General features: G+C 51.0%; 19 protein-coding genes. 14 read left to right on the top strand and 5 right to left on the bottom strand.

Annotation, left to right across the window (positions count from 1 at the left end):
• Nucleotides 1-26: 26 nt before the first annotated feature.
• The 3 genes from J5069_RS07135 to J5069_RS07125 form a co-directional block, all read right to left on the bottom strand.
• Nucleotides 27-872 (bottom strand): DNA/RNA non-specific endonuclease, encoded by an 846-nt coding sequence (locus tag J5069_RS07135; RefSeq protein WP_264643169.1) that lies wholly within the window; start codon nt 870-872, stop codon nt 27-29.
• Between the two features lie 247 nt (nt 873-1,119).
• Nucleotides 1,120-1,329 (bottom strand): hypothetical protein, encoded by a 210-nt coding sequence (locus J5069_RS07130; RefSeq protein ID WP_264643168.1) that lies wholly within the window; start codon nt 1,327-1,329, stop codon nt 1,120-1,122.
• Between the two features lie 138 nt (nt 1,330-1,467).
• Nucleotides 1,468-2,022 carry a flavodoxin family protein gene (locus J5069_RS07125; protein WP_264643167.1) on the bottom strand — a complete coding sequence of 185 codons (555 nt, stop codon included), beginning with the start codon at nt 2,020-2,022 and terminating at the stop codon, nt 1,468-1,470.
• Between the two features lie 155 nt (nt 2,023-2,177).
• On the opposite strand from J5069_RS07125, the gene J5069_RS07120 reads away from it, so the two are divergent.
• Together J5069_RS07120 and dsrB are read left to right on the top strand one after the other, a co-directional pair.
• On the top strand, nt 2,178-2,582 hold the full coding sequence (locus tag J5069_RS07120; RefSeq protein WP_264643166.1) for a winged helix-turn-helix transcriptional regulator: 405 nt from the start codon (nt 2,178-2,180) through the stop codon (nt 2,580-2,582).
• A gap of 23 nt (nt 2,583-2,605) precedes the next feature.
• Nucleotides 2,606-2,812 (top strand): protein DsrB, encoded by a 207-nt coding sequence (gene dsrB / locus J5069_RS07115; RefSeq protein ID WP_264643165.1) that lies wholly within the window; start codon nt 2,606-2,608, stop codon nt 2,810-2,812.
• A gap of 38 nt (nt 2,813-2,850) precedes the next feature.
• Here dsrB and J5069_RS07110 read toward each other — a convergent pair whose 3' ends face one another.
• On the bottom strand, nt 2,851-4,572 hold the full coding sequence (locus J5069_RS07110) for a methyl-accepting chemotaxis protein (protein ID WP_264643164.1): 1,722 nt from the start codon (nt 4,570-4,572) through the stop codon (nt 2,851-2,853).
• A gap of 331 nt (nt 4,573-4,903) precedes the next feature.
• Here J5069_RS07110 and J5069_RS07105 point away from each other — a divergent pair, with 331 nt between their 5' ends.
• Nucleotides 4,904-5,830 carry a DMT family transporter gene (locus J5069_RS07105; RefSeq protein ID WP_264643163.1) on the top strand — a complete coding sequence of 309 codons (927 nt, stop codon included), beginning with the start codon at nt 4,904-4,906 and terminating at the stop codon, nt 5,828-5,830.
• A gap of 39 nt (nt 5,831-5,869) precedes the next feature.
• Here the strand turns inward: J5069_RS07105 and J5069_RS07100 are convergent, their stop codons facing one another.
• Nucleotides 5,870-7,021, bottom strand: a complete 1,152-nt coding sequence (locus J5069_RS07100; RefSeq protein WP_264643162.1) for an iron-containing alcohol dehydrogenase — start codon at nt 7,019-7,021, stop codon at nt 5,870-5,872.
• A 648-nt stretch (nt 7,022-7,669) separates the two neighbouring features.
• On the opposite strand from J5069_RS07100, the gene flhD reads away from it, so the two are divergent.
• The 11 genes from flhD (at nt 7,670) to cheY (ending at nt 19,381) form a co-directional block, all read left to right on the top strand.
• Nucleotides 7,670-8,020 carry a flagellar transcriptional regulator FlhD gene (gene flhD, locus J5069_RS07095; RefSeq protein WP_264643161.1) on the top strand — a complete coding sequence of 117 codons (351 nt, stop codon included), beginning with the start codon at nt 7,670-7,672 and terminating at the stop codon, nt 8,018-8,020.
• A 2-nt stretch (nt 8,021-8,022) separates the two neighbouring features.
• Nucleotides 8,023-8,601 (top strand): flagellar transcriptional regulator FlhC, encoded by a 579-nt coding sequence (gene flhC / locus J5069_RS07090; protein ID WP_264643160.1) that lies wholly within the window; start codon nt 8,023-8,025, stop codon nt 8,599-8,601.
• 129 nt (nt 8,602-8,730) lie between these two features.
• Nucleotides 8,731-9,615 carry a flagellar motor stator protein MotA gene (motA, locus tag J5069_RS07085; RefSeq protein ID WP_264643159.1) on the top strand — a complete coding sequence of 295 codons (885 nt, stop codon included), beginning with the start codon at nt 8,731-8,733 and terminating at the stop codon, nt 9,613-9,615.
• Nucleotides 9,615-10,856 (top strand): flagellar motor protein MotB, encoded by a 1,242-nt coding sequence (gene motB, locus J5069_RS07080; RefSeq protein WP_264643158.1) that lies wholly within the window; start codon nt 9,615-9,617, stop codon nt 10,854-10,856. Before motA ends, motB begins: the two co-directional genes overlap by 1 nt.
• 16 nt (nt 10,857-10,872) lie before the next feature.
• Nucleotides 10,873-12,900, top strand: a complete 2,028-nt coding sequence (gene cheA / locus J5069_RS07075; RefSeq protein WP_264643157.1) for a chemotaxis protein CheA — start codon at nt 10,873-10,875, stop codon at nt 12,898-12,900.
• A 35-nt stretch (nt 12,901-12,935) separates the two neighbouring features.
• Nucleotides 12,936-13,433: a chemotaxis protein CheW gene (gene cheW / locus J5069_RS07070; protein ID WP_195312477.1), complete on the top strand. Its 498-nt coding sequence runs from the start codon at nt 12,936-12,938 to the stop codon at nt 13,431-13,433.
• A 126-nt stretch (nt 13,434-13,559) separates the two neighbouring features.
• Entirely contained in the window at nt 13,560-15,257 is a 1,698-nt protein-coding gene (locus J5069_RS07065; protein ID WP_264643156.1) for a methyl-accepting chemotaxis protein, read from the top strand.
• 112 nt (nt 15,258-15,369) lie between these two features.
• Entirely contained in the window at nt 15,370-16,986 is a 1,617-nt protein-coding gene (locus J5069_RS07060) for a methyl-accepting chemotaxis protein (RefSeq protein WP_264643155.1), read from the top strand.
• A gap of 39 nt (nt 16,987-17,025) precedes the next feature.
• Nucleotides 17,026-17,898 (top strand): protein-glutamate O-methyltransferase CheR, encoded by an 873-nt coding sequence (cheR, locus tag J5069_RS07055; protein ID WP_264626970.1) that lies wholly within the window; start codon nt 17,026-17,028, stop codon nt 17,896-17,898.
• Nucleotides 17,898-18,950 (top strand): protein-glutamate methylesterase/protein-glutamine glutaminase, encoded by a 1,053-nt coding sequence (locus J5069_RS07050; RefSeq protein WP_264643154.1) that lies wholly within the window; start codon nt 17,898-17,900, stop codon nt 18,948-18,950. Before cheR ends, J5069_RS07050 begins: the two co-directional genes overlap by 1 nt.
• A gap of 41 nt (nt 18,951-18,991) precedes the next feature.
• Nucleotides 18,992-19,381: a chemotaxis response regulator CheY gene (cheY, locus tag J5069_RS07045; protein WP_195312472.1), complete on the top strand. Its 390-nt coding sequence runs from the start codon at nt 18,992-18,994 to the stop codon at nt 19,379-19,381.
• Nucleotides 19,382-19,384 lie beyond the last annotated feature (3 nt).

Genomic DNA, 19,384 nt, shown 5'->3' with positions numbered 1-19,384 from the left:
TAGCCATGGCGTAAACGTTGCCGTGCTTATAAACACCCCATGGCTTTCGCTAGCGTTCCTTTGCGTGATTTGAGCTTGGCCGCTACGTCCTCAGGCAAATAGGGCCAGATATTCAAATTCGGTGTGGTTTTCGCCTCTATCTCTTTAATGGTGACCTGAAAGTGGCAGATATTGGCGGCTCGTGGCGTGTTCTGATCCATGATAAACGCAGCAAACTCGCCAGTTTCAGGGCTGTTGCCGGTGAAGATAACCTTCCAATAACCGCTCGGTATCTCGACGTCAGGGGCGGCTGGCAGCGTTGCTATCTTGCGCGTAAATAAGGGACCGGTCACCACGTAAACGGGGGGCGAGTCTGGGCGATTGGCCAGCAAGCGCTCTTGCAATTCTAAACGGGCCCACGGGCCTTGGTTTAAGGCTGACATCTGTGGCGTAATATTCGACAGATAATTTAGCGATTGCCAATCGGATGAGCCCGCCAGTCCGGCCAGCGGTGCCTGATGTCCGCGATCGATGGACAGGGCGGCATTCGCGCCGGTGTAAGCCGCTGGAGCGAGAGTATCCGATTCTGGTAGCACGGGATCGCGTCGCCAGTTTCTGGTTCCGCCGCTGGCAATACTGGAATGTGTGACTTTATAAGCTACCCAATTGGCAAATCGGGTGTCACGATTATTGTTTAATGTGTAGGCTTCACGTATCAGCGTTTGCTGACTTCCCCCTGTAGGACACCCCACCGCACAGTTATCAATCTCTGGCTCATCTACCGAGACGCTCATCGGTGAAAATGTGTGTGTTGCTACCGTCTCGGGCTGTTTTGTTGTGGTACAGGCAGCAAGAAAAATGACTGGGAGCAGTCGAAAAAAAGTATATTTCATGGCTTCGTCCTATTGCTGACAACATCGGGATAGAGGGATAACGACAACCCAACAAAAAGCGTCGTGCAACAATAACGTGACATGAGGTGATTAAACGGCGGTTTAATATCAATCAGTGCAATAAAAGTAAATGATGATATTGAGAGCGCTATTCCTAACGGAAATAGTTTTTGCGGCGACGCTCTCACGTGGCATCACCGAAGAGGGAACGACGACATCGAGGTACTATTTTATCTCGGCAGGTGGATTAATCGTTGGGGGGGATGCGGAACCCCTTTAACGAAATAACAAACATCCCGGCTTTCTTGCTGATCTTTGCACCTTGTGCACACCATGCATCAGCGATTCTGAAAAAATCGTCGGTAGTCACGGAATAATCAAGAAGGACTTTGCTGGCGGTACCGGAAGAGAGCAACTGTTCAGCTTCGCTGGTACTTTTGGCATGAAGGGTTATCATTTTTTCATCTCCAGAGGGCCGTGCCACCATTATGTGTATAAATGATGACACTATGATGACGGCGAAAGGGAGAATGTGTGTTAAATAAAAAAGCCAGCGCGTCGCTGGCTTGATAACCGAAGCGTAACGAAGGATAGATTATCCGCGCAGGCGTGATGCAACGGCGGCAACGCGTGCACCATACTGCTTCGCGGTTTCCAAATCACCGGAAGGGATATCATCTGCCGGGCCATCGGAAGGCGATTGCACCAGAAGACCCACAGAGCCACCCAGGTTGTTAACATCTTCGCGTGTAGCCGTTTTGGTGTTAGCGGGCAGTAAGCCCAGACTCACCCACAGACCACCGTGTTGGGAAGCCAGGGTTTGCATCCAAATCAGGCTAACCTGCTTGTCACCGTTCAGGCTGGCGCTGTTGGTAAAGCCGCCAAAAACCTTATCCTGCCAGGCACGAGTAAACCAGGCTTTAGAAGAAGCATCCGCGAATTTTTTAAACTGCCAAGGCACTGAACCCATGTAGGTGGGAGCACCAAAAATGATGGCATCCGCGGCGTTCAGCGTCTCCCACTCCTCAGCGGTAATATCACCGTTTTCATCCACGGCGATACGCGTTGCATCAGCACCTTGTGCAACATACTCTGCAACGCGTTGGGTGTGGCCATATCCTGAGAAATAAACAACAACAGTGTTACTCATGTTCACTTTTCCTTTCGTCAGTAATAACAGGGACGGATGCAATAGTTTGGTAAGCGATTGAAGGTAGCATCAGTTTTCAATGGAAAGATAGTATATATGGTATACTGCGTTGACAAGAAGGCACCTGAACGATACCAGGTTTCCTGGAGGATACCATGCAGAGATACCCCATTGAGGGCGATACCGCAGCCGGCTACAGCGTGTATTCATCGCACTGCCCGGCGCGCCAGTTTTTGGAGCGACTGGCCGACAAATGGACCATACTGATTATTGGTCGTTTGAAATCAGGTGAGACGCGTTTTAATCAATTGCGACGGGATATCGAAGGCATCACCCAGAAAGTCTTGTCGCAAACGCTGAAAAAGCTGGAGCGGGATGGTCTGGTTGCCCGTCGTGTATTTGCCACGGTTCCCGTTACCGTAGAGTATTCACTGACGCCCGTGGGGTTGACGTTGGTGGAAACGTTCGAAAGCCTGGCGCATTGGGCAGAATCCAATATTGAATCAGTGCGTTTGGCACAGGAACAGTATGACCGTTTACACGCAGCAACCAGCAGCTAAAGACGACGTTGAGGGCATACGCCGTGAAAGTAAATGATATTGTTACAGTAAAAACCGACGGCGCAGAGCGAAGGGAAGGCGTGGTGTTAGCGGTGGAACCGTTTCTGGAAGGGACGATGTACCTTGTCGCCCTAGCGGATTATCCGGCGGGAATTTGGTTTTTTAATGAAGAAGAAAACCCGGAAGGTCTTTTTGTGGAGCTGAAACCGCAAGACGCGCATCGGAAGTGAAGCAGGTCTGCAAGCAGACCTGCTCGGTCAGTCAGCGGTTAGAATGTTTCCCAATGCTCGCTACTGTTGGTGGCTTTCTTATTACCTGGCGGCAGTGCTGCTGGCGCACTTTTGCTTGATGCCAGCGTGTATGACGCCGGTGTCGGCGTTGCACGCTGTTCTTGCAACTTGAACACCGCCACGGCACGAGTCAGCAGTGCAGCTTGTTCTTCGAGCGAAGACGCCGCTGCCGTTGCTTCCTGCACCAACGCGGCGTTTTGCTGCGTGACACTGTCCATCTCGGCAATGGCTTGCCCCACCTGACCAATACCACGGCTTTGTTCATCTGACGCGGACGCGATCTCACCCATAATGTCGGTCACATTGGTAACGGCATCAACAATCTCTTTCATGGTTTGCCCGGCTTGATCGACGAGTGTCGAACCACTGCTCACCAGCGATACCGATTCAGAGATTAATGTTTCAATCTCTTTTGCCGCCTGCGCACTGCGCTGCGCCAGGCTACGAACCTCGCTGGCGACCACAGCAAAACCACGACCTTGTTCACCGGCACGCGCCGCTTCAACGGCGGCGTTCAACGCCAGAATGTTGGTCTGGAAAGCGATACTGTTAATCACGTTAGTGATTTCAGAAATCTTGCGCGAACTGCCGGAGATGCTATCCATCGTTTCGATAACATTAGAAACGATATTGCCCCCTTGTTTCGCTTTATTGGAGGCGTTGGCAGCCAACTGACTGGCGTGGTGTGCGTTTTCGGAGTTCTGCTTAACGGTTGCCGTCAACTGTTCCATACTGGCGGCCGTTTGTTCTAACGCGGCAGCCTGCTGTTCAGTGCGAGATGACAGGTCCGTGTTGCCGGAAGAGATTTCGGTTGAACCCTGATAAATGGAATCAGCGCTTTCACGCACCGTGGCAACGGTGTTAACCAGTGAGGCCTGCATGTGTTGCACATTATTGCCTAACGTGCCAATTTCATTCGAGCCGTAATTCATCGAGCGCTGCGTGAGATCGCCTTGGGCAATGCGTTGAATACGCATCACCAGTGCGTTCATCGGCCTGATCAAGGCACCGCGCAGGAACGTAAAGGTCAGCAAGGAGAGCAACAGGGCGATACCGAAACTGGCACCCATCAAGGCATACCCTAAGGTGGCGTTCTCTGTAGCTATCTTGTTGAGTTGCTGTGCACGCTCGGTACGGTAAGCGACCGCATCCAGCAGCGGTTTGTTATAGTTAGCATCAAGCACGCGAACTTCTTCGGCCTCATGACTCAGGACTTCTTCGAACAGACCGTCCTTTGCCGACGCCATCATGGGCGTTATGCCTTGTTTGATATAGTCTTCATACGCTTTGGTTAATCCGGCATCAAGCGAAATATCATACTCGGTTTTTATCGGGCGATTTTCATACAGCTGAAAGGCTTTTTGCGATTGTTCGACGCGTTGCGCTGCTTGCTTCAGGTTTTCATTGTAGACCGCTGAATCACCGATACGTGCAGCGGAAGACGCCTGAATCAGGAGTAAGCGCGCGGTGCGTAGGTGATTGGAACTGTTGGAAAGCCCCATGCGAACGTCGATTTCTTGCGTGACGTCGGCAAGGTACTGATTGCTGCGTGCCAGAAAATAGCTGGAAGTCCCTATCGACAAGGCGAACATCAACATGATGCCGCCGAGAATGATAACGAATAAAGGCACTAAGCGTAAATTATTCAACACACCTGTTTTCCCCTGCTGCTCAGATTGTGAAGTTATTTTCATGTCCATTCGCTCATTTTTCAGGAAAAGTGATTACAATTTACCAAACAACAAGACACATCACGCATCTTTGGTATTCAGCACCCTTACAGTAACAACGAGTGTTCCTTTTAGTCGTAACTAATATAAAAGATAATCGGCCTATAGTGAAAAATCTTAATTGTAGTCGTCGGGATCTCGATCACAATTTTTGCTTTTTAAAACGTATTTTCATTTTAGTTGCTGATAAAGTAGCTTGTGAAATTTCGTAACGCCGCTGTAAAAAAATTTGTCGTGAAAAAATAAATACCGATTCGCCTACTTTTATTGCATCAGTGGGCTGTTTCTATTGGAGTCTTTTTTGAAGAATACAACCGCATTTTTTACCAATGAAAAAATAGTCTTTGCGCTGGCAACCCTTTGCTGCCTGTTGTGGGGAAGCGCCTATCCGGCCATCAAAAATGGCTATGCCTTGTTCCTGATAGCAGAGGGGGACATCGCGTCAAAGCTGGTGTTTGCCGGTTACCGCTTCGTGCTGGCGGGCGGGTTGTTGCTGCTGTTGGCGCTGGCGAGTGGTAAGGCGATTGCGCGGTTTAAACCGGGGCAACTTAGGCAGTTAGCGGTACTCGGGATCACACAAACAACGTTACAGTATATCTTTTTTTATATCGGGCTCGCTTATACCACAGGGGTTAAAGGGTCTATTATGAATGCCACCAGTACGTTTTTTAGCGTACTGATTGCGCATTGTCTTTATGCCAATGATAAAATAACGCCGAATAAAGCATTCGGTTGCCTGCTGGGATTTTTAGGTGTCACTATCGTTAATATAAATGGCCTGGATGATTTCAGTTTTACAGTAATGGGGGATGGTTTTGTTGTTATTGCAGCATTAATTTTGTCAGCGGCAACAATTTACGGGAAACGTATTTCTCAAACCATGGATCCGATTGTCATGACAGGGTACCAACTGGCGATTGGCGGTATAATCCTTACGTTGATTGGGTATTTTAGCGGTGGATCGCTGAGCGTTCAGGGTTGGGATTCTGTATTGATTCTTTTCTATCTGGTATTGCTTTCATCGATCACCTTTGCGCTATGGAGCCAATTGCTGAAATATAACAAGGTCGGCACTGTCGCACCTTTTAATTTCTTGATCCCGATTGCCGGTGCCGTGCTCTCGGCGCTGTTCCTTGATGAGAGCATTCTTGAATGGCGCTATGCTGCTGCTTTGGTGCTGGTGTGTCTGGGGATTGGGTTGGTTAACCGGGTTCCCCAGACAAAATAAGCCGATATCCCCTTCGTGTAGCGGCGAAGGGGAGCGATTTTAATAGCTGAGTGTCAGAATTTCTCTTGCCATTGCTTCGTCAATATCCTGCCTTTCACCCTGCGGTAAAAGAGTAAAGGCTTTCAGATTGTGGATTATCGCCTCCACCGCATCCGGTGGTAATCCATAATCGCGCATGCGGGTTTTTATCCCCATCTGCTCAAAGAAATCGCGCGTTTTTGCAATCGCCTGGGAAATGCGGGTCTCGTCATCACCCTCGGTTATTTGCCAGATGCGCGTGGCATATTGTAAAAGCTTTTCATGCTTATTATTGCGTTGGACATATAATAAAGAAGGAAGTAATACGGCGAGCGTTTGCGCATGGTCCAAACCGTAAAGCGAGGTGAGCTGATGGCCGATACGGTGCGTAGCCCAGTCTTGTGGCACACCTGCGCCGATAAGCCCGTTCAACGCCAGCGTGGCGCTCCAGGTAAGGGTGGCGCGCACATCGTAATTTTCAGGCTGCGTAAGCGCCTTGGGACCTTCTTCCAACAGGGTGAGCAGTAACCCTTCGGCAAAGCGGTCTTGCACTTTGCCATAGACAGGGAAGGTGAGATATTGCTCGATAACGTGAACAAAGGCATCTACCACGCCGTTGGCGACTTGCCGAGCGGGCAGGGTATAGGATTTCTCAGGATCGAGAACCGCAAACTGGGGGAAAAGCAACGGATGGTTAAAACCGACTTTGGCCCCCGACGCAATGTGGGAGACCACTGAAGTGGCATTCATCTCCGAACCGGTGGCGGGCAGCGTCATGACACAGCCCATGGGCAGTGCCTGAGTGAGCGGTATTTTATTAACCCAATGATCCCATACGTTTTCATGGTAATAGGCTGCGGCGATGAACTTGGTGCCATCAACCACCGAACCGCCACCCACGGCCAGTAGGTAATCGACATTCTGCTCTTTTGCCAACTGCGTGGCCTTCATCAAGGTTTCATAGTGGGGATTGGCTTCAATGCCGCCAAACTCCACGGAGAAGCGTTGACCCAGTGCTTGCCTGACTTCCGCAAGCGTGCCGTACTTTTCCGCACTTTGCCCGCCGTAGGTAATCAACACGCGCGCATTGGCGGGGATGTGTTGGCTAATCTCTGCAATTCTTCCCTGACCAAACACGATACGCGTTGGGTTATAATAACTAAAGTTGTACATTTTATAATCGCCCCAGATCCAAAGTAACAAAAAACGACTTTGATACTACTGCAAAGTCAGGGCGAGTGACATTTGGTTGAGACATAATGGTTATCCTCTCCTACACTTATTGCCGTTGGGCGCTCACTTTTGGTATCGCTGATACGCGCGTAATCTTGTTACATTTTTTATATATCTATCATTAAGATAAAACCATTTGAAAAATGTATAACTGTATCTGCTTCAGTGAAGTGAAATGTTTCTTGTCAAAAAGATGGGTAACAAACGTTCTGGTAGGAGTTCTTACCAGATGGCTTTTCGGGATAATACCTTTCAATTATGTGATGTTGGTCACATAATTACCAAAATGATTCTCTGGTCGCGTTGTGTGTTTGAGGGATTAGGCGGTACAGTTGCGAGGATTTAGGAATAATCCTATGCTTCCTGAAGCAGTGATTTGGGTTGTCATACGGGGTAAATGGATAAGCGAGTTGGGCAGCAAAAGAAGTTGGCAGTAGCATGTGATTGTCATAATAAGAAAGTAAAGTAACAAAAGATAGTCTCTGGCACCGAATGCTTTCATGCCATCAATGGAGAGTGATTTTTAACCGGGCGATAGCCTCTATCCCCCAACTTATGCTTTGTACATAGCCTGTCGAGATGGGAAATATGGGTACCTCTGAATTACTCAAGCACATTTATGACATAAATCTGTCTTATCTGTTACTGGCACAACGTTTAATCAATGACGAAAAAGCTTCTGCGATGTTCCGTTTAGGTATTAATGAAACCATGGCGGATACCTTGATGCAGCTCACACTGCCTCAGATGGTTAAACTGGCGGAAACCAATCAACTGATTTGTCATTTTCGTTTTGACGATCACAACACGATCAAGTTATTAACACAAGAATCCCGCGTGGATGATTTACAACAAATCCATACTGGAATTTTGCTGTCGAGTCACTTATTAAACCAGTTATCTTCGAAAGACGATAACTTGCCTAAGAAAAGGGCATAATAATGACGGAAAAGAGTATTGTTCAGGAAGCAAAAGACATCCAGTTAGCGATGGAATTGATCTCTCTGGGTGCTCGATTGCAGATGCTGGAAAGTGAAACACAATTAAGTCGTGGGCGTTTAATTAAACTTTATAAAGAGCTGAGGGGGAGCCCACCTCCAAAAGGAATGTTGCCATTTTCCACGGACTGGTTCATGACCTGGGAACAAAATATTCATTCTTCGATGTTCTATAATGCGTACGCTTTTTTGCTAAAGACCAGTCATTGTAATGGCGTTGAAGCCGTTATCACAGCCTACCGTCTTTATCTTGAACAGTGCTCGCCCAACAATGATACGCCGTTACTCGCCTTGACCCGCGCCTGGACATTGGTGCGTTTCGTGGATAGCGGTATGCTACAGCTATCGTCGTGCAATTGTTGCAACGGGATGTTTATTACGCATGCTCATCTGCCGAAAAACAGTTTTGTTTGCAGCTTGTGTCAGCCACCCTCCAGAGCGGTAAAAAGACGTAAACTTTCACCGAATCTTGCCGATATACTACCGCAACTACTGGATGAACCGGTAAAGCATGCTGTCTGAGCCTGGTGGCGGTTGTGAGTCTGTCTCAGCCCGTGTTGTTGCGGGCTGAGTACATCCCTCCTTAAGAAATTCCTGCTCGACGGATGTTTTACCTCAGCTTCCACCCGCGATTTGTTATAAGGAATTCTTGTGCTTGTTATATTGGGTTATCTCGTAATAATAGGTTCGATACTGGGTGGTTACCTGATGGTTGGCGGGGCGCTGGGTGCGTTGTATCAGCCCTCGGAACTGTTGATTATCGGTGGTTCGGCCGTCGGCGCATTTATCGTCGGTAACAATGCCAAAGCCATTAAAGGTACGATTCGCGCCTTCCCACAACTGTTCAAGGGGTCCAAGTATAGCCGGGACCTCTACATGGACCTGATGGCGCTGTTGTTTCGTCTGATGGCGAAATCGCGTCAGCAGGGGATGCTCTCTTTGGAAGGCGATATCGATAGCCCGCGTGAAAGCGAGATTTTCTCCAGCTATCCTCGTGTGGTTGCAGACAGCCACATTATTGAATTCATCACTGACTATATGCGGCTGATGATCAGCGGCAACATGAATGCGTTCGAAATCGAAACGCTGATGGACGAAGAAATCGAAACCCTTGAGCACGAGCTTGAAGTGCCGGCGATGAGTCTGAACCTGATGGGGGATGGCCTTCCTGCGTTTGGTATCGTTGCGGCGGTCATGGGGGTGGTGCACTCCCTGGCCTATGTCGATCGCCCTGCTGCTGAACTGGGTATGATGATCGCGCATGCCATGGTGGGGACGTTCCTGGGGATCCTGCTGGCTTACGGCTTTGTTTCGCCACTGGCTTCACTGCTGCGCCAAAAGAATTCGGAAAAGGTAAAAGTCCTGCAATGCATCAAGGTGACGCTGCTCTCCAGCCTGAACGGTTATGCGCCGCAGATTGCCGTTGAGTTTGGGCGCAAAACGCTGTACTCCACAGTCCGTCCGACCTTCGCTGAGATGGAAGAGCATATTCGTCGTGTGAAAGCACCGGCTCAGCAGGCTGCGGAAAGTGACTAATGAAACATCAGCATCCGATAATACGCAAGAAAAGGAAGTCTAGCCACGCGGCGCACCATGGCGGCTCGTGGAAGATAGCTTATGCTGACTTTATGACTGCCATGATGGCGCTGTTTTTGGTGATGTGGCTTATCGCCATTGCCAGCCCATCACAATTGACGCAGATCGCCGAGTATTTTCGAACGCCACTCAAAGTCGCGTTAACCTCAGGCTCTCGCGTCAGTGAAGACAGCAGCCCGATCCCTGGTGGGGGGAATGATTACACCCAGCAGGAAGGCGTCGTCAAACGTGAACCTGAGATGCCTCCCGAAGCCAATCAGCGCGACAGGCTCGACGATATTCGTTTGAATAAATTGCGTGAGCAGCTGGAACAGTTGATCGAATCTGACCCGCGCCTCAGAGCACTGCGCCCGCACCTGCTGATTGAAATGGTCGATGAAGGGTTACGCATCCAGATTATTGATAGCCAAAATCGCCCCATGTTCAAAACCGGCAGTGCGCAGGTTGAATCCTATATGAGTCATATCCTGCGTGCCATAGCCCCCATTCTTAATGATATCCCCAATAAAATCAGCCTGTCAGGTCATACCGATGACGTGCAATACGCGCAGGGGCAACGTGGCTACAGTAACTGGGAGCTGTCCGCCGATCGCGCGAACTCATCCCGGCGCGAGCTGATTGCCGGCGGCCTTTCTGACGGCAAGGTGCTGCGGGTGGTGGGCATGGCGGATACCATGAGTTTGAAACAGGCCACCAATAAAAATGACGCCATCAACCGCCGCATCAGCTTAATGGTGCTAAACCGTGATGCGCAACGCGCCATTGAGCAAGAAAATAGCGAAAGCCGTGCGATTGATATCGATAAAGCGGAAACTTTGCAAAATTTGCCCGCGGAGAACACTAAACCCGACGAGCCTGCTGCCGACAATAGCAATAGCGGTGCAAGCAATGCACCGGTCCCGGGGGGAGCCACGGGCGTGGGGCCAACGAACAGTGCGCCTCCCAGTAGCAACAACACCAGTTCGAGCAGTACCACAACCAATAACAACAGCGCCACCAGTACCAGCAATGTAAGCAGTAGCAGTAATACCAATACAAGTAATAGCGGCGGTGCAGCATCGCCGCAGACAGGGAATGGAGTACCTGCTTCAGGGCGCCAGCAACCGACCACCGCGTTGCCAGCCGCTCCGGACAGCCAGGCAACACCTTCATCAATAAGCCACGATTCGCAGCAGAGGTGATCACGTGAGCATGGACATGAGTGCTTTTTATCAAACTTTCTTTGATGAAGCAGATGAACTACTGGCGGATATGGAACAACATTTGTTGTTATTAGATCCACAAGCCCCTGATACTGAGCAAATGAATGCCATTTTCCGTGCTGCCCATTCCATTAAAGGCGGCGCGGGAACGTTCGGTTTTACCGTATTGCAGGAAACTACCCACTTGATGGAAAACCTGCTTGATGGTGCGCGACGCGGAGAGATGCGTTTGAGTACCGATATCATCAACCTGTTTTTGGAAACAAAAGATATTATGCAGGATCAGTTGGACGCTTATAAAACCGCACAGGAACCCAATGCCGAGAGCTTTGAGTATATCTGTCAGGCACTGCGCCAACTGGCGCTCGATGCCAAAGGGGAAGGTAGCGCGCCGGCTGCCACTGCTGTAAGCGCATCGGCTGCGGCCGCACCCACGCTCGCGCAAGCGGGAAACGGTGAATTGCATATCACGCTCACCGGGCTCAAAACGCAAGAAATTCCGCAAATGCTCGAAGAACTGGGCAACCTGGGAACGGTGAAAGATCCTAAGCAGACGGACAGCAGCCTGGATATCACGCTGGTTACCTCTGAAAGTGAAGACGATATCAGCGCAGTGCTCTGCTTTGTGCTCGAACCTGAACAGATTCATTTTGGTGCGCCTTCAGCTCCCACGCCAAGTGCTGCTCCCGCCGCCGAGCCAGCGCCGGAACTGACCGTCGTGCCCAGCGCGCCAGAGCCTGTGGTTGAAGCGAAGGTCGCAGCGCCTACCGCACCTGTTGCTGCGGCGAAGGCTCAACAGCCCGCACACGATGCCAATAAAAACCGCCAAAAAACCGGTGATACCAGTATTCGTGTAGCGGTAGAAAAAGTTGACCAGTTAATCAACCTGGTCGGCGAACTGGTGATAACGCAGTCCATGCTGGCACAGCGCTCTACGGCGCTCGATCCGGTGGTGCATGCCGACCTGCTGAACAGCATGGGGCAGCTAGAGCGAAACGCGCGCGATTTGCAAGAATCGGTGATGTCCATTCGTATGATGCCGATGGAATACGTATTCAGCCGCTTCCCACGCTTGGTGCGCGACTTGGCCGCCAAACTGGACAAACAGGTGGAATTGACACAGATCGGCAGCTCCACCGAGTTGGATAAGAGCCTGATTGAGCGCATTATTGACCCTCTTACCCACTTGGTGCGCAACAGCCTCGATCACGGTATTGAATCGCCAGAGAAACGTATTGCTGCCGGGAAATCGCCGGTGGGTAATTTGACGCTGTTAGCCGAACATCAGGGCGGGAATATCTGCATCGAAGTTATCGACGATGGTGCGGGTTTGAACCGTGAGCGTATTTTAGCGAAAGCGCTGTCGCAAGGCTTGGCGGTGAATGAAAACATGTCCGACGAAGACGTCGGAATGCTGATTTTTGCGCCAGGTTTCTCAACGGCAGAAAAAGTGACAGACGTCTCCGGACGCGGCGTCGGTATGGACGTGGTAAAACGTAACATCCAGGAGATGGGTGGGCACGTTGAAATTCACTTCCAGGCAGGCAAGGGCACCACTATTCGTATCCTGCTGCCGCTCACACTGGCGATACTGGATGGCATGTCCGTCAAGGTCAGCAAAGAAGTGTTCATTCTGCCGCTGGGTGCGGTAATGGAATCGTTACAACCGCGCGCCGAGGATATTTATCCGCTGGCAGGCGGTGAGCGTGTGCTGCAAGTGCGCGGTGAATATCTGCCTCTGGTTGAGCTGTTCCACATTTTTGATGTTGAAGGCGCGAAGACCGACGCAACTCAGGGTATCGTCGTGATTTTACAGAGCGCAGGTCGCCGCTATGCCCTGCTGGTTGATCAACTGATTGGTCAACACCAGGTTGTGGTGAAAAACCTGGAAAGCAACTATCGCAAAGTGCCAGGTGTTTCCGCTGCGACCATTTTAGGTGACGGCAGCGTGGCATTGATTGTCGACGTTTCGGCGTTGCAGGCATTGAACCGTGAAAAGCGCGTTGTTGAGACCGCGGCGTAATAACACATAGAACGTGAATAATTAAGGTGAAAAACATGACTGGACTTGCCAACGTCACAAAAATAGCCGGTGAAACTGTGGGACAGGAGTTCCTGATTTTCACACTGGGCGACGAGGAGTACGGCGTCGATATTCTTAAGGTGCAAGAGATCCGGGGTTACGATCAGGTTACACGCATTGCCAATACGCCCTCCTTCATCAAAGGGGTGACTAACCTGCGTGGCGTTATCGTGCCTATCGTCGATCTGCGCATTAAGTTTGCCCAGCAGGAAGTGGATTACGATGACAACACCGTGGTCATTGTCCTCAATCTGGGGCAGCGCGTGGTTGGGATCGTGGTTGACGGCGTGTCTGACGTACTGTCGCTGACGGCGGATCAGATTCGCCCTGCGCCGGAATTTGCAGTAACCCTGTCCACAGAATATTTGACAGGTCTCGGCTCACTGGGTGAGAGAATGCTCATCCTGGTCGATATTGAGAAATTGCTCAGCAGTGAAGAAATGGCATTAGTCGATATCGTTGCAAAAGCATAATCTTTTTTTCAGGGCCATCGCTGGATGGCTCTGACCTTTCTTGCTCTTTTCTCTATTTAGGTTATCTGGAACTCACCCCACTTTGATGCCGGTCTTCCGGCTATTCGTTTACTTAAAAGGCGTCATATGCTAAATCGTATCAAAATTGTCACAGCGCTACTTTGTGTATTGCTGCTATTTGGTGTGCTACAACTTGTTTCCGGTGGGCTATTTTTCAATGCGCTAAAAAATGATAAAGAGGTATTTGGTAATACGCTAATCATTAATAATCAAAAATCAGCGCTTGATGCGAGTTGGTCCTATTTATTACAAACGCGAAATACCCTTAATCGGGCAGGAAGTCGATTTGCGCTCGATGCGACGGGAGCCGGCACTGGGTCATCGGTAAACGCGTTGCTGGAGGATGCACAGCGGCAATTAGTCAGCGCAAACAAATACTTCGCAGACTATGAAGGTGTAGCGCGCTCGGCACAGCAGAGCAATGCCATCGCGCAAGATGTCAAGCAGAATTACACGACGCTAAATGTGGCACTGGCAGAGTTAATTCAATTGCTTTCCTCTGGGGATATAAAAAAGTTTATCGATCAGCCAACGCAAAGCTATCAGGATGGATTTGAAAAAGCGTACAATGCTTATAAAGTTGAAAGTGAAAAATTATATAACACAGAAATTTCACGCAACGAAAGCGCTTATCAATCGGCTCTCTGGATTTTGGCTGCGGTGATTTTTGTTGTTGTCGCGTTAATCTTGTCTGCCTGGTTTGCTATTCAACGTATATTAATTCATCCACTGCATAATATTGTGGAGCACACGCAACACATTGCACGTGGCGATCTGACACAGAAGATGAATTATCATAGCCGCAATGAAATGGGGACACTGGCAGACAGCATGCGCCACATGCAGTCTGAATTGATTGGCACGGTGAGCGCGGTGCGCCAGGGTGCCGATGCCATCTACACTGGGGCATCAGAAATCAGCGCAGGGAATAACGACCTCTCATCGCGTACCGAAGAGCAGGCGTCGTCGCTGGAGCAAACGGCGGCCAGCATGGAACAACTGACCGCAACGGTACGACAGAATGCGGAAAATGCGCGTCAGGCGAGCCAACTGGCGTTAAGTGCGTCAGAAACCGCACAACGCGGTGGCAAGGTGGTCGATAATGTCGTGAAAACCATGCACAACATTGCCGGCAGCTCACAGAAAATTGCTGATATTACCAGCGTTATCGATGGCATCGCGTTCCAGACCAATATTCTGGCGTTGAACGCCGCGGTTGAAGCGGCGCGTGCGGGAGAGCAGGGCCGTGGTTTCGCCGTGGTAGCGGGAGAGGTGCGCAATTTGGCACAGCGTAGTGCCCAGGCAGCGAAAGAAATTAAAAGTTTGATTGAAGATTCTGTAAATCGTGTCGATGAAGGATCTGTATTAGTAGAAAGTGCGGGCGAAACCATGGGCGAGATTCTTAGCTCGGTGACACGCGTGACCGACATCATGGGCGAAATTGCTTCTGCCTCTGACGAACAGAGCAAAGGCATTGGGCAGGTTGGGCTGGCCGTTACCGAAATGGACCGCGTGACGCAGCAAAACTCTGCATTGGTAGAGGAATCCGCCGCCGCCGCCGCCGCACTTGAACAACAAGTTATTGGGCTGAATCAGGCCGTTGCGGTCTTCCAGTTGCCTGCAACGGGTGGGCGTTCGCGGATTGCATCGCCAGCAACGGCCCCGGTTGATAATACCGCGCGCCCGGTATTGCTGCCGAGCGCCTCGGCGGGCAGTAAGAAAAAGGCAGAGGCAGTGACCTCAGACAACTGGGAAACGTTCTAACCGAACGACCACGCGTATTTCTGGCACAGTGATTCATACAGAAGCAGTTTAAAACAAGAACGTATCGATCGTGTCGGCATAGCGCCGACCGATCACCCAGGTTGGAGGCAGTATGTTGACGCGAATTCGTGTTTCTACCGGTTTGTTTGTGTTGTTGTTTGTGTTTTGTGCCGTGCAGTTGCTATCCAGTAGCTTATCCTTTACGGCGTTCAAAACGGACTATCAGAATTTTACGCGCGTGGAGACGGTCAGCCAGCAGCGCGACAGTTTGAGCCAGAGTTGGGTAGCGCTACTGCAAACCCGCAATACCCTGAACCGAGCGGCAACGCGCGCGGCGCGTAACGTGCCGCAAGAGCAAGTCTCGGTGTTGATGAACAGTGCGCGCGCCTCGCTGGCGCAGGCGGATGTCTATTTCAAACAGTTCGTTGCTACCACGCAGTTGACGGAGGAAGGGCAGCGTCTGGCAGAGAGCACCAAAGTGAGCTACGACAAGCTCAACGGTGCGTTGGCAGAGCTGATTGGTTTCCTGGATAAAGGCCAGTTGCAACCTTTCCTTGACCAACCTACCCAGTCATTTCAGGATAATTTTGAGAAGAGCTTTTCTGCCTATCTGAGCTACGTCCAGACACATTTGCAGCAGGCCGGTCAGGCAAGCCGTGATTCCTATAACCACTCAACCTGGTCATTTGGCATTGTCGTGGTGCTTTCCCTGGCCCTGGTTGCTGTAGCCGTGGTGTGGCTGCGGAAAATCATTCTGACGCCGTTGACCACCATGCGTGAGCATTTTGAGCATATCGCGCGCGGGCACCTGACGGTAAAAATTGCCGACTACGGTCAGAATGAGATCGGGGTGATGTTCACGGCGCTGCAACATATGCAGACCTCGCTGGCCTCGACGGTACATACCGTGCGGCAAGGTGCCACGGGGATGCTGCTTGGCGTGCGGGAGATTTCCTCCGGCAACGTGGATCTGTCATCACGTACCGAATCACAGGCGTCTGCGTTAGAACAAACGGCCGCCAGCATGGAACAACTGACCGCTATCGTGAAGCAAAATGCGGACAATGCGCACCAAGCGTCCAAATTAGCGCAGGAGACTACCCACACCGCCCATAAAGGGGGCGAAATTACCGCCGGCGTAGTGAAAACCATGCAGGATATTGCGGTCAGTTCACGTAAAATCAGTGATATTACCGGGGTGATCGATGGCATTGCGTTCCAGACCAACATTCTGGCGCTGAATGCTGCCGTTGAAGCGGCACGCGCGGGCGAACAGGGGCGTGGATTTGCCGTGGTAGCCGGCGAAGTGCGCAGTCTGGCACAGCGCAGTGCGCAGGCAGCTAAAGAGATCAAAGCGCTGATAGAGGAATCGGTTGGGCGCGTTGAGCAAGGCTCTGTGCTGGTGAAGGACGCGGGTAACACCATGGATGATATCGTCACCTCCGTGAAGCGTGTGACCGATATCATGGGCGAAATTGCGTCTGCGTCCGATGAGCAGAGCAGGGGTATTGAGCAGGTAGCTCAGGCGGTAACCGAAATGGATAGTGCAACGCAGCAGAATGCGGCGTTGGTGGAGGAAGCCTCATCCGCCGTTCAGGCATTGGAAGCTCAGGCGATGATGTTGACGGATGCAGTTTCAGTTTTCCGTCTTGACGTGACCGACGATGAAATATCGACTAATACTTACAAAGTAACACCTGCACTCGCGTTGAAGGAAAGGCTGGATTGACTCTCTCTATAACCTTAATTGATGTTTGAGCGGTTTGATATGAAAAATAACCCATCGCCAAATCGCCTTGAATCTGCGTCTATCCTGACGCAGATGGTCGATAGATTGCCCTTGTCGGATACCCATTTTCGGCGTATCAGTCAGTTGATTTACCAACGTGCTGGCATTGTGCTGGCCGATCATAAACGGGAAATGGTCTACAACCGCCTGGTGAGGCGGCTGCGCACTCTGGGGCTCAATGATTTTGGGCAATATTTGGCGCTGCTGGAAGCGGACGTCAACAGCCCGGAATGGCAGGCGTTTGTTAACGCCCTGACGACTAACCTGACGGCGTTTTTTCGTGAGGCGCACCACTTTCCGATCCTTGCCGAGCATGCACGGTCAAGGCCGAATGGCTACACCGTATGGAGCACGGCGGCATCCACCGGTGAAGAGCCTTATTCATTGGCTATCACGCTGGCAGAGGTGCTGGGTAACCGCGTCAGTGGGTGTCAGGTCTGGGCCAGTGATATCGATACCCAGGTGCTGGAAAAAGCCACGGCGGGTATTTATCGCCAGGAGGAGCTGCGCACGCTTTCTCCCCAACAGTTACAAAAGTTTTTTTTACGCGGAACCGGGCCACACAGCGGTTTGGTACGCGTAAGGCCGGAACTCGCCGCGATGGTGCATTTTCAACAGTTGAACCTGTTGGCACCGACCTGGGATGTTCCGGCGCCCTTTGATGCTATCTTCTGCCGTAATATAATGATTTACTTTGATAAAGAGACGCAGGAGCGTATTTTGCGTCGCTTTGTTCCTATGCTTAAGCCGGGTGGGTTATTATTTGCCGGCCATTCAGAAAACTTCAGCCAGATCAGTCGGGAGTTCTACTTGCGCGGGCAGACGGTCTATGGGCTGGCTAAGGAAAGATAATGAGCAAGATTACAGTACTTTGTGTAGATGACTCAGCGCTTATGCGTCAGATCATGACGGAAATCATTAATAGCCATCCAGATATGGAAGTGGTTGCCACCGCACCCGATCCGCTGGTTGCCCGCGATCTGATCAAAAAGTTTAATCCGCAGGTATTGACGCTGGATGTGGAAATGCCGCGCATGGACGGATTGGATTTTCTGGAAAAACTGATGCGCTTGCGGCCGATGCCGGTGGTGATGGTCTCATCGCTGACGGGCAAAGGGTCCGAGGTGACGTTACGTGCGTTGGAACTGGGCGCGCTGGATTTTGTCACCAAGCCGCAGTTGGGCATTCGCGAAGGCATGCTAGCCTACAGCGAGATGATCGCTGAGAAAATTCGCATGGCGGCCAAGGCACGCTTGCCGCAGCGCAGCGCGTCCAGCGAACCGACCAAAATCATGCAGCACATGCCGATACTGAGCAGTGAAAAGTTGATCGCCATCGGCGCATCGACGGGCGGTACCGAAGCGATTCGCCAGGTGCTGCAACCGTTGCCGGCGACCAGCCCGGCATTGCTGATAACCCAGCATATGCCGCCGGGTTTCACCAAGTCTTTTGCTGAGCGCTTGAATAAACTGTGTCAGATTACGGTAAAAGAAGCAGAAGATGGTGAGCGTGTTTTACCCGGACACGCGTATATCGCACCCGGTGCGCGCCATCTGGAGTTGGTGAAAAGTGGTGCCAACTATCAGGTCAGGTTGAATGACGGGCCGCCGGTAAACCGGCATCGTCCGTCGGTTGACGTATTATTTCGTTCGGTCGCGCAGTATGCCGGGCGAAATGCTGTGGGGGTTATCCTCACGGGGATGGGAAACGACGGCGCAGCCGGGATGCTGGCAATGCATCAGGCTGGCGCTTACACTCTGGCGCAAAATGAGGCAAGCTGTGTGGTGTTTGGTATGCCACGCGAAGCCATTGCGACGGGGGGCGTCGATGAAGTGGTAGATTTAAGCCAGGTGAGCCAGCGTATGTTGGCACAAATTTCTGCCGGACAGGCATTACGTATATAGCAACAGCAGCTCCCAGGGAGCAATAAAAATTAGGAGTAGGTATGGCCGATAAAGAACTCAGATTTTTGGTAGTGGACGACTTTTCGACGATGCGCCGCATTGTTCGTAACCTACTGAAGGAACTGGGCTTTAATAATGTGGAAGAAGCAGAGGATGGTGCTGACGCGTTGAATAAATTGCGCGCAGGCGGTTTTGACTTTGTGATTTCCGACTGGAATATGCCCAATATGGATGGTCTGGAGCTGCTGCAAACGATCCGTGCTGATGGTTCTCTTTCGAGTCTGCCTGTCCTGATGGTCACGGCGGAAGCGAAAAAAGAGAACATCATCGCTGCCGCTCAGGCGGGCGCTAGCGGCTATGTGGTTAAGCCGTTTACCGCTGCGACCCTGGAAGAAAAACTGAATAAGATTTTCGAAAAATTAGGCATGTAAGGG

This window comes from Candidatus Symbiopectobacterium sp. NZEC127 (assembly GCF_025962675.1).
Taxonomy (GTDB): Bacteria; Pseudomonadota; Gammaproteobacteria; order Enterobacterales; family Enterobacteriaceae; genus Symbiopectobacterium.
The sequence above is the reverse complement of the archived record's forward strand: the minus strand, read 5'-3'. Positions and strand labels throughout refer to the sequence as shown.

Bases quoted from the DNA above. Each gene is read 5' to 3' on its own strand.
- J5069_RS07135 (WP_264643169.1), bottom strand. From the start codon at position 872: ATGAAATATACTTTTTTTCGACTGCTCCCAGTCATTTTTCTTGCTGCC.
- J5069_RS07130 (WP_264643168.1), bottom strand. From the start codon at position 1,329: ATGATAACCCTTCATGCCAAAAGTACCAGCGAAGCTGAACAGTTGCTC.
- J5069_RS07125 (WP_264643167.1), bottom strand. From the start codon at position 2,022: ATGAGTAACACTGTTGTTGTTTATTTCTCAGGATATGGCCACACCCAA.
- J5069_RS07120 (WP_264643166.1), top strand. From the start codon at position 2,178: ATGCAGAGATACCCCATTGAGGGCGATACCGCAGCCGGCTACAGCGTG.
- J5069_RS07110 (WP_264643164.1), bottom strand. From the start codon at position 4,572: ATGGACATGAAAATAACTTCACAATCTGAGCAGCAGGGGAAAACAGGT.
- J5069_RS07100 (WP_264643162.1), bottom strand. From the start codon at position 7,021: ATGTACAACTTTAGTTATTATAACCCAACGCGTATCGTGTTTGGTCAG.
- flhD (WP_264643161.1), top strand. From the start codon at position 7,670: ATGGGTACCTCTGAATTACTCAAGCACATTTATGACATAAATCTGTCT.
- flhC (WP_264643160.1), top strand. From the start codon at position 8,023: ATGACGGAAAAGAGTATTGTTCAGGAAGCAAAAGACATCCAGTTAGCG.
- motB (WP_264643158.1), top strand. From the start codon at position 9,615: ATGAAACATCAGCATCCGATAATACGCAAGAAAAGGAAGTCTAGCCAC.
- cheA (WP_264643157.1), top strand. From the start codon at position 10,873: ATGAGTGCTTTTTATCAAACTTTCTTTGATGAAGCAGATGAACTACTG.
- cheW (WP_195312477.1), top strand. From the start codon at position 12,936: ATGACTGGACTTGCCAACGTCACAAAAATAGCCGGTGAAACTGTGGGA.
- J5069_RS07065 (WP_264643156.1), top strand. From the start codon at position 13,560: ATGCTAAATCGTATCAAAATTGTCACAGCGCTACTTTGTGTATTGCTG.
- J5069_RS07060 (WP_264643155.1), top strand. From the start codon at position 15,370: ATGTTGACGCGAATTCGTGTTTCTACCGGTTTGTTTGTGTTGTTGTTT.
- cheR (WP_264626970.1), top strand. From the start codon at position 17,026: ATGAAAAATAACCCATCGCCAAATCGCCTTGAATCTGCGTCTATCCTG.
- J5069_RS07050 (WP_264643154.1), top strand. From the start codon at position 17,898: ATGAGCAAGATTACAGTACTTTGTGTAGATGACTCAGCGCTTATGCGT.
- cheY (WP_195312472.1), top strand. From the start codon at position 18,992: ATGGCCGATAAAGAACTCAGATTTTTGGTAGTGGACGACTTTTCGACG.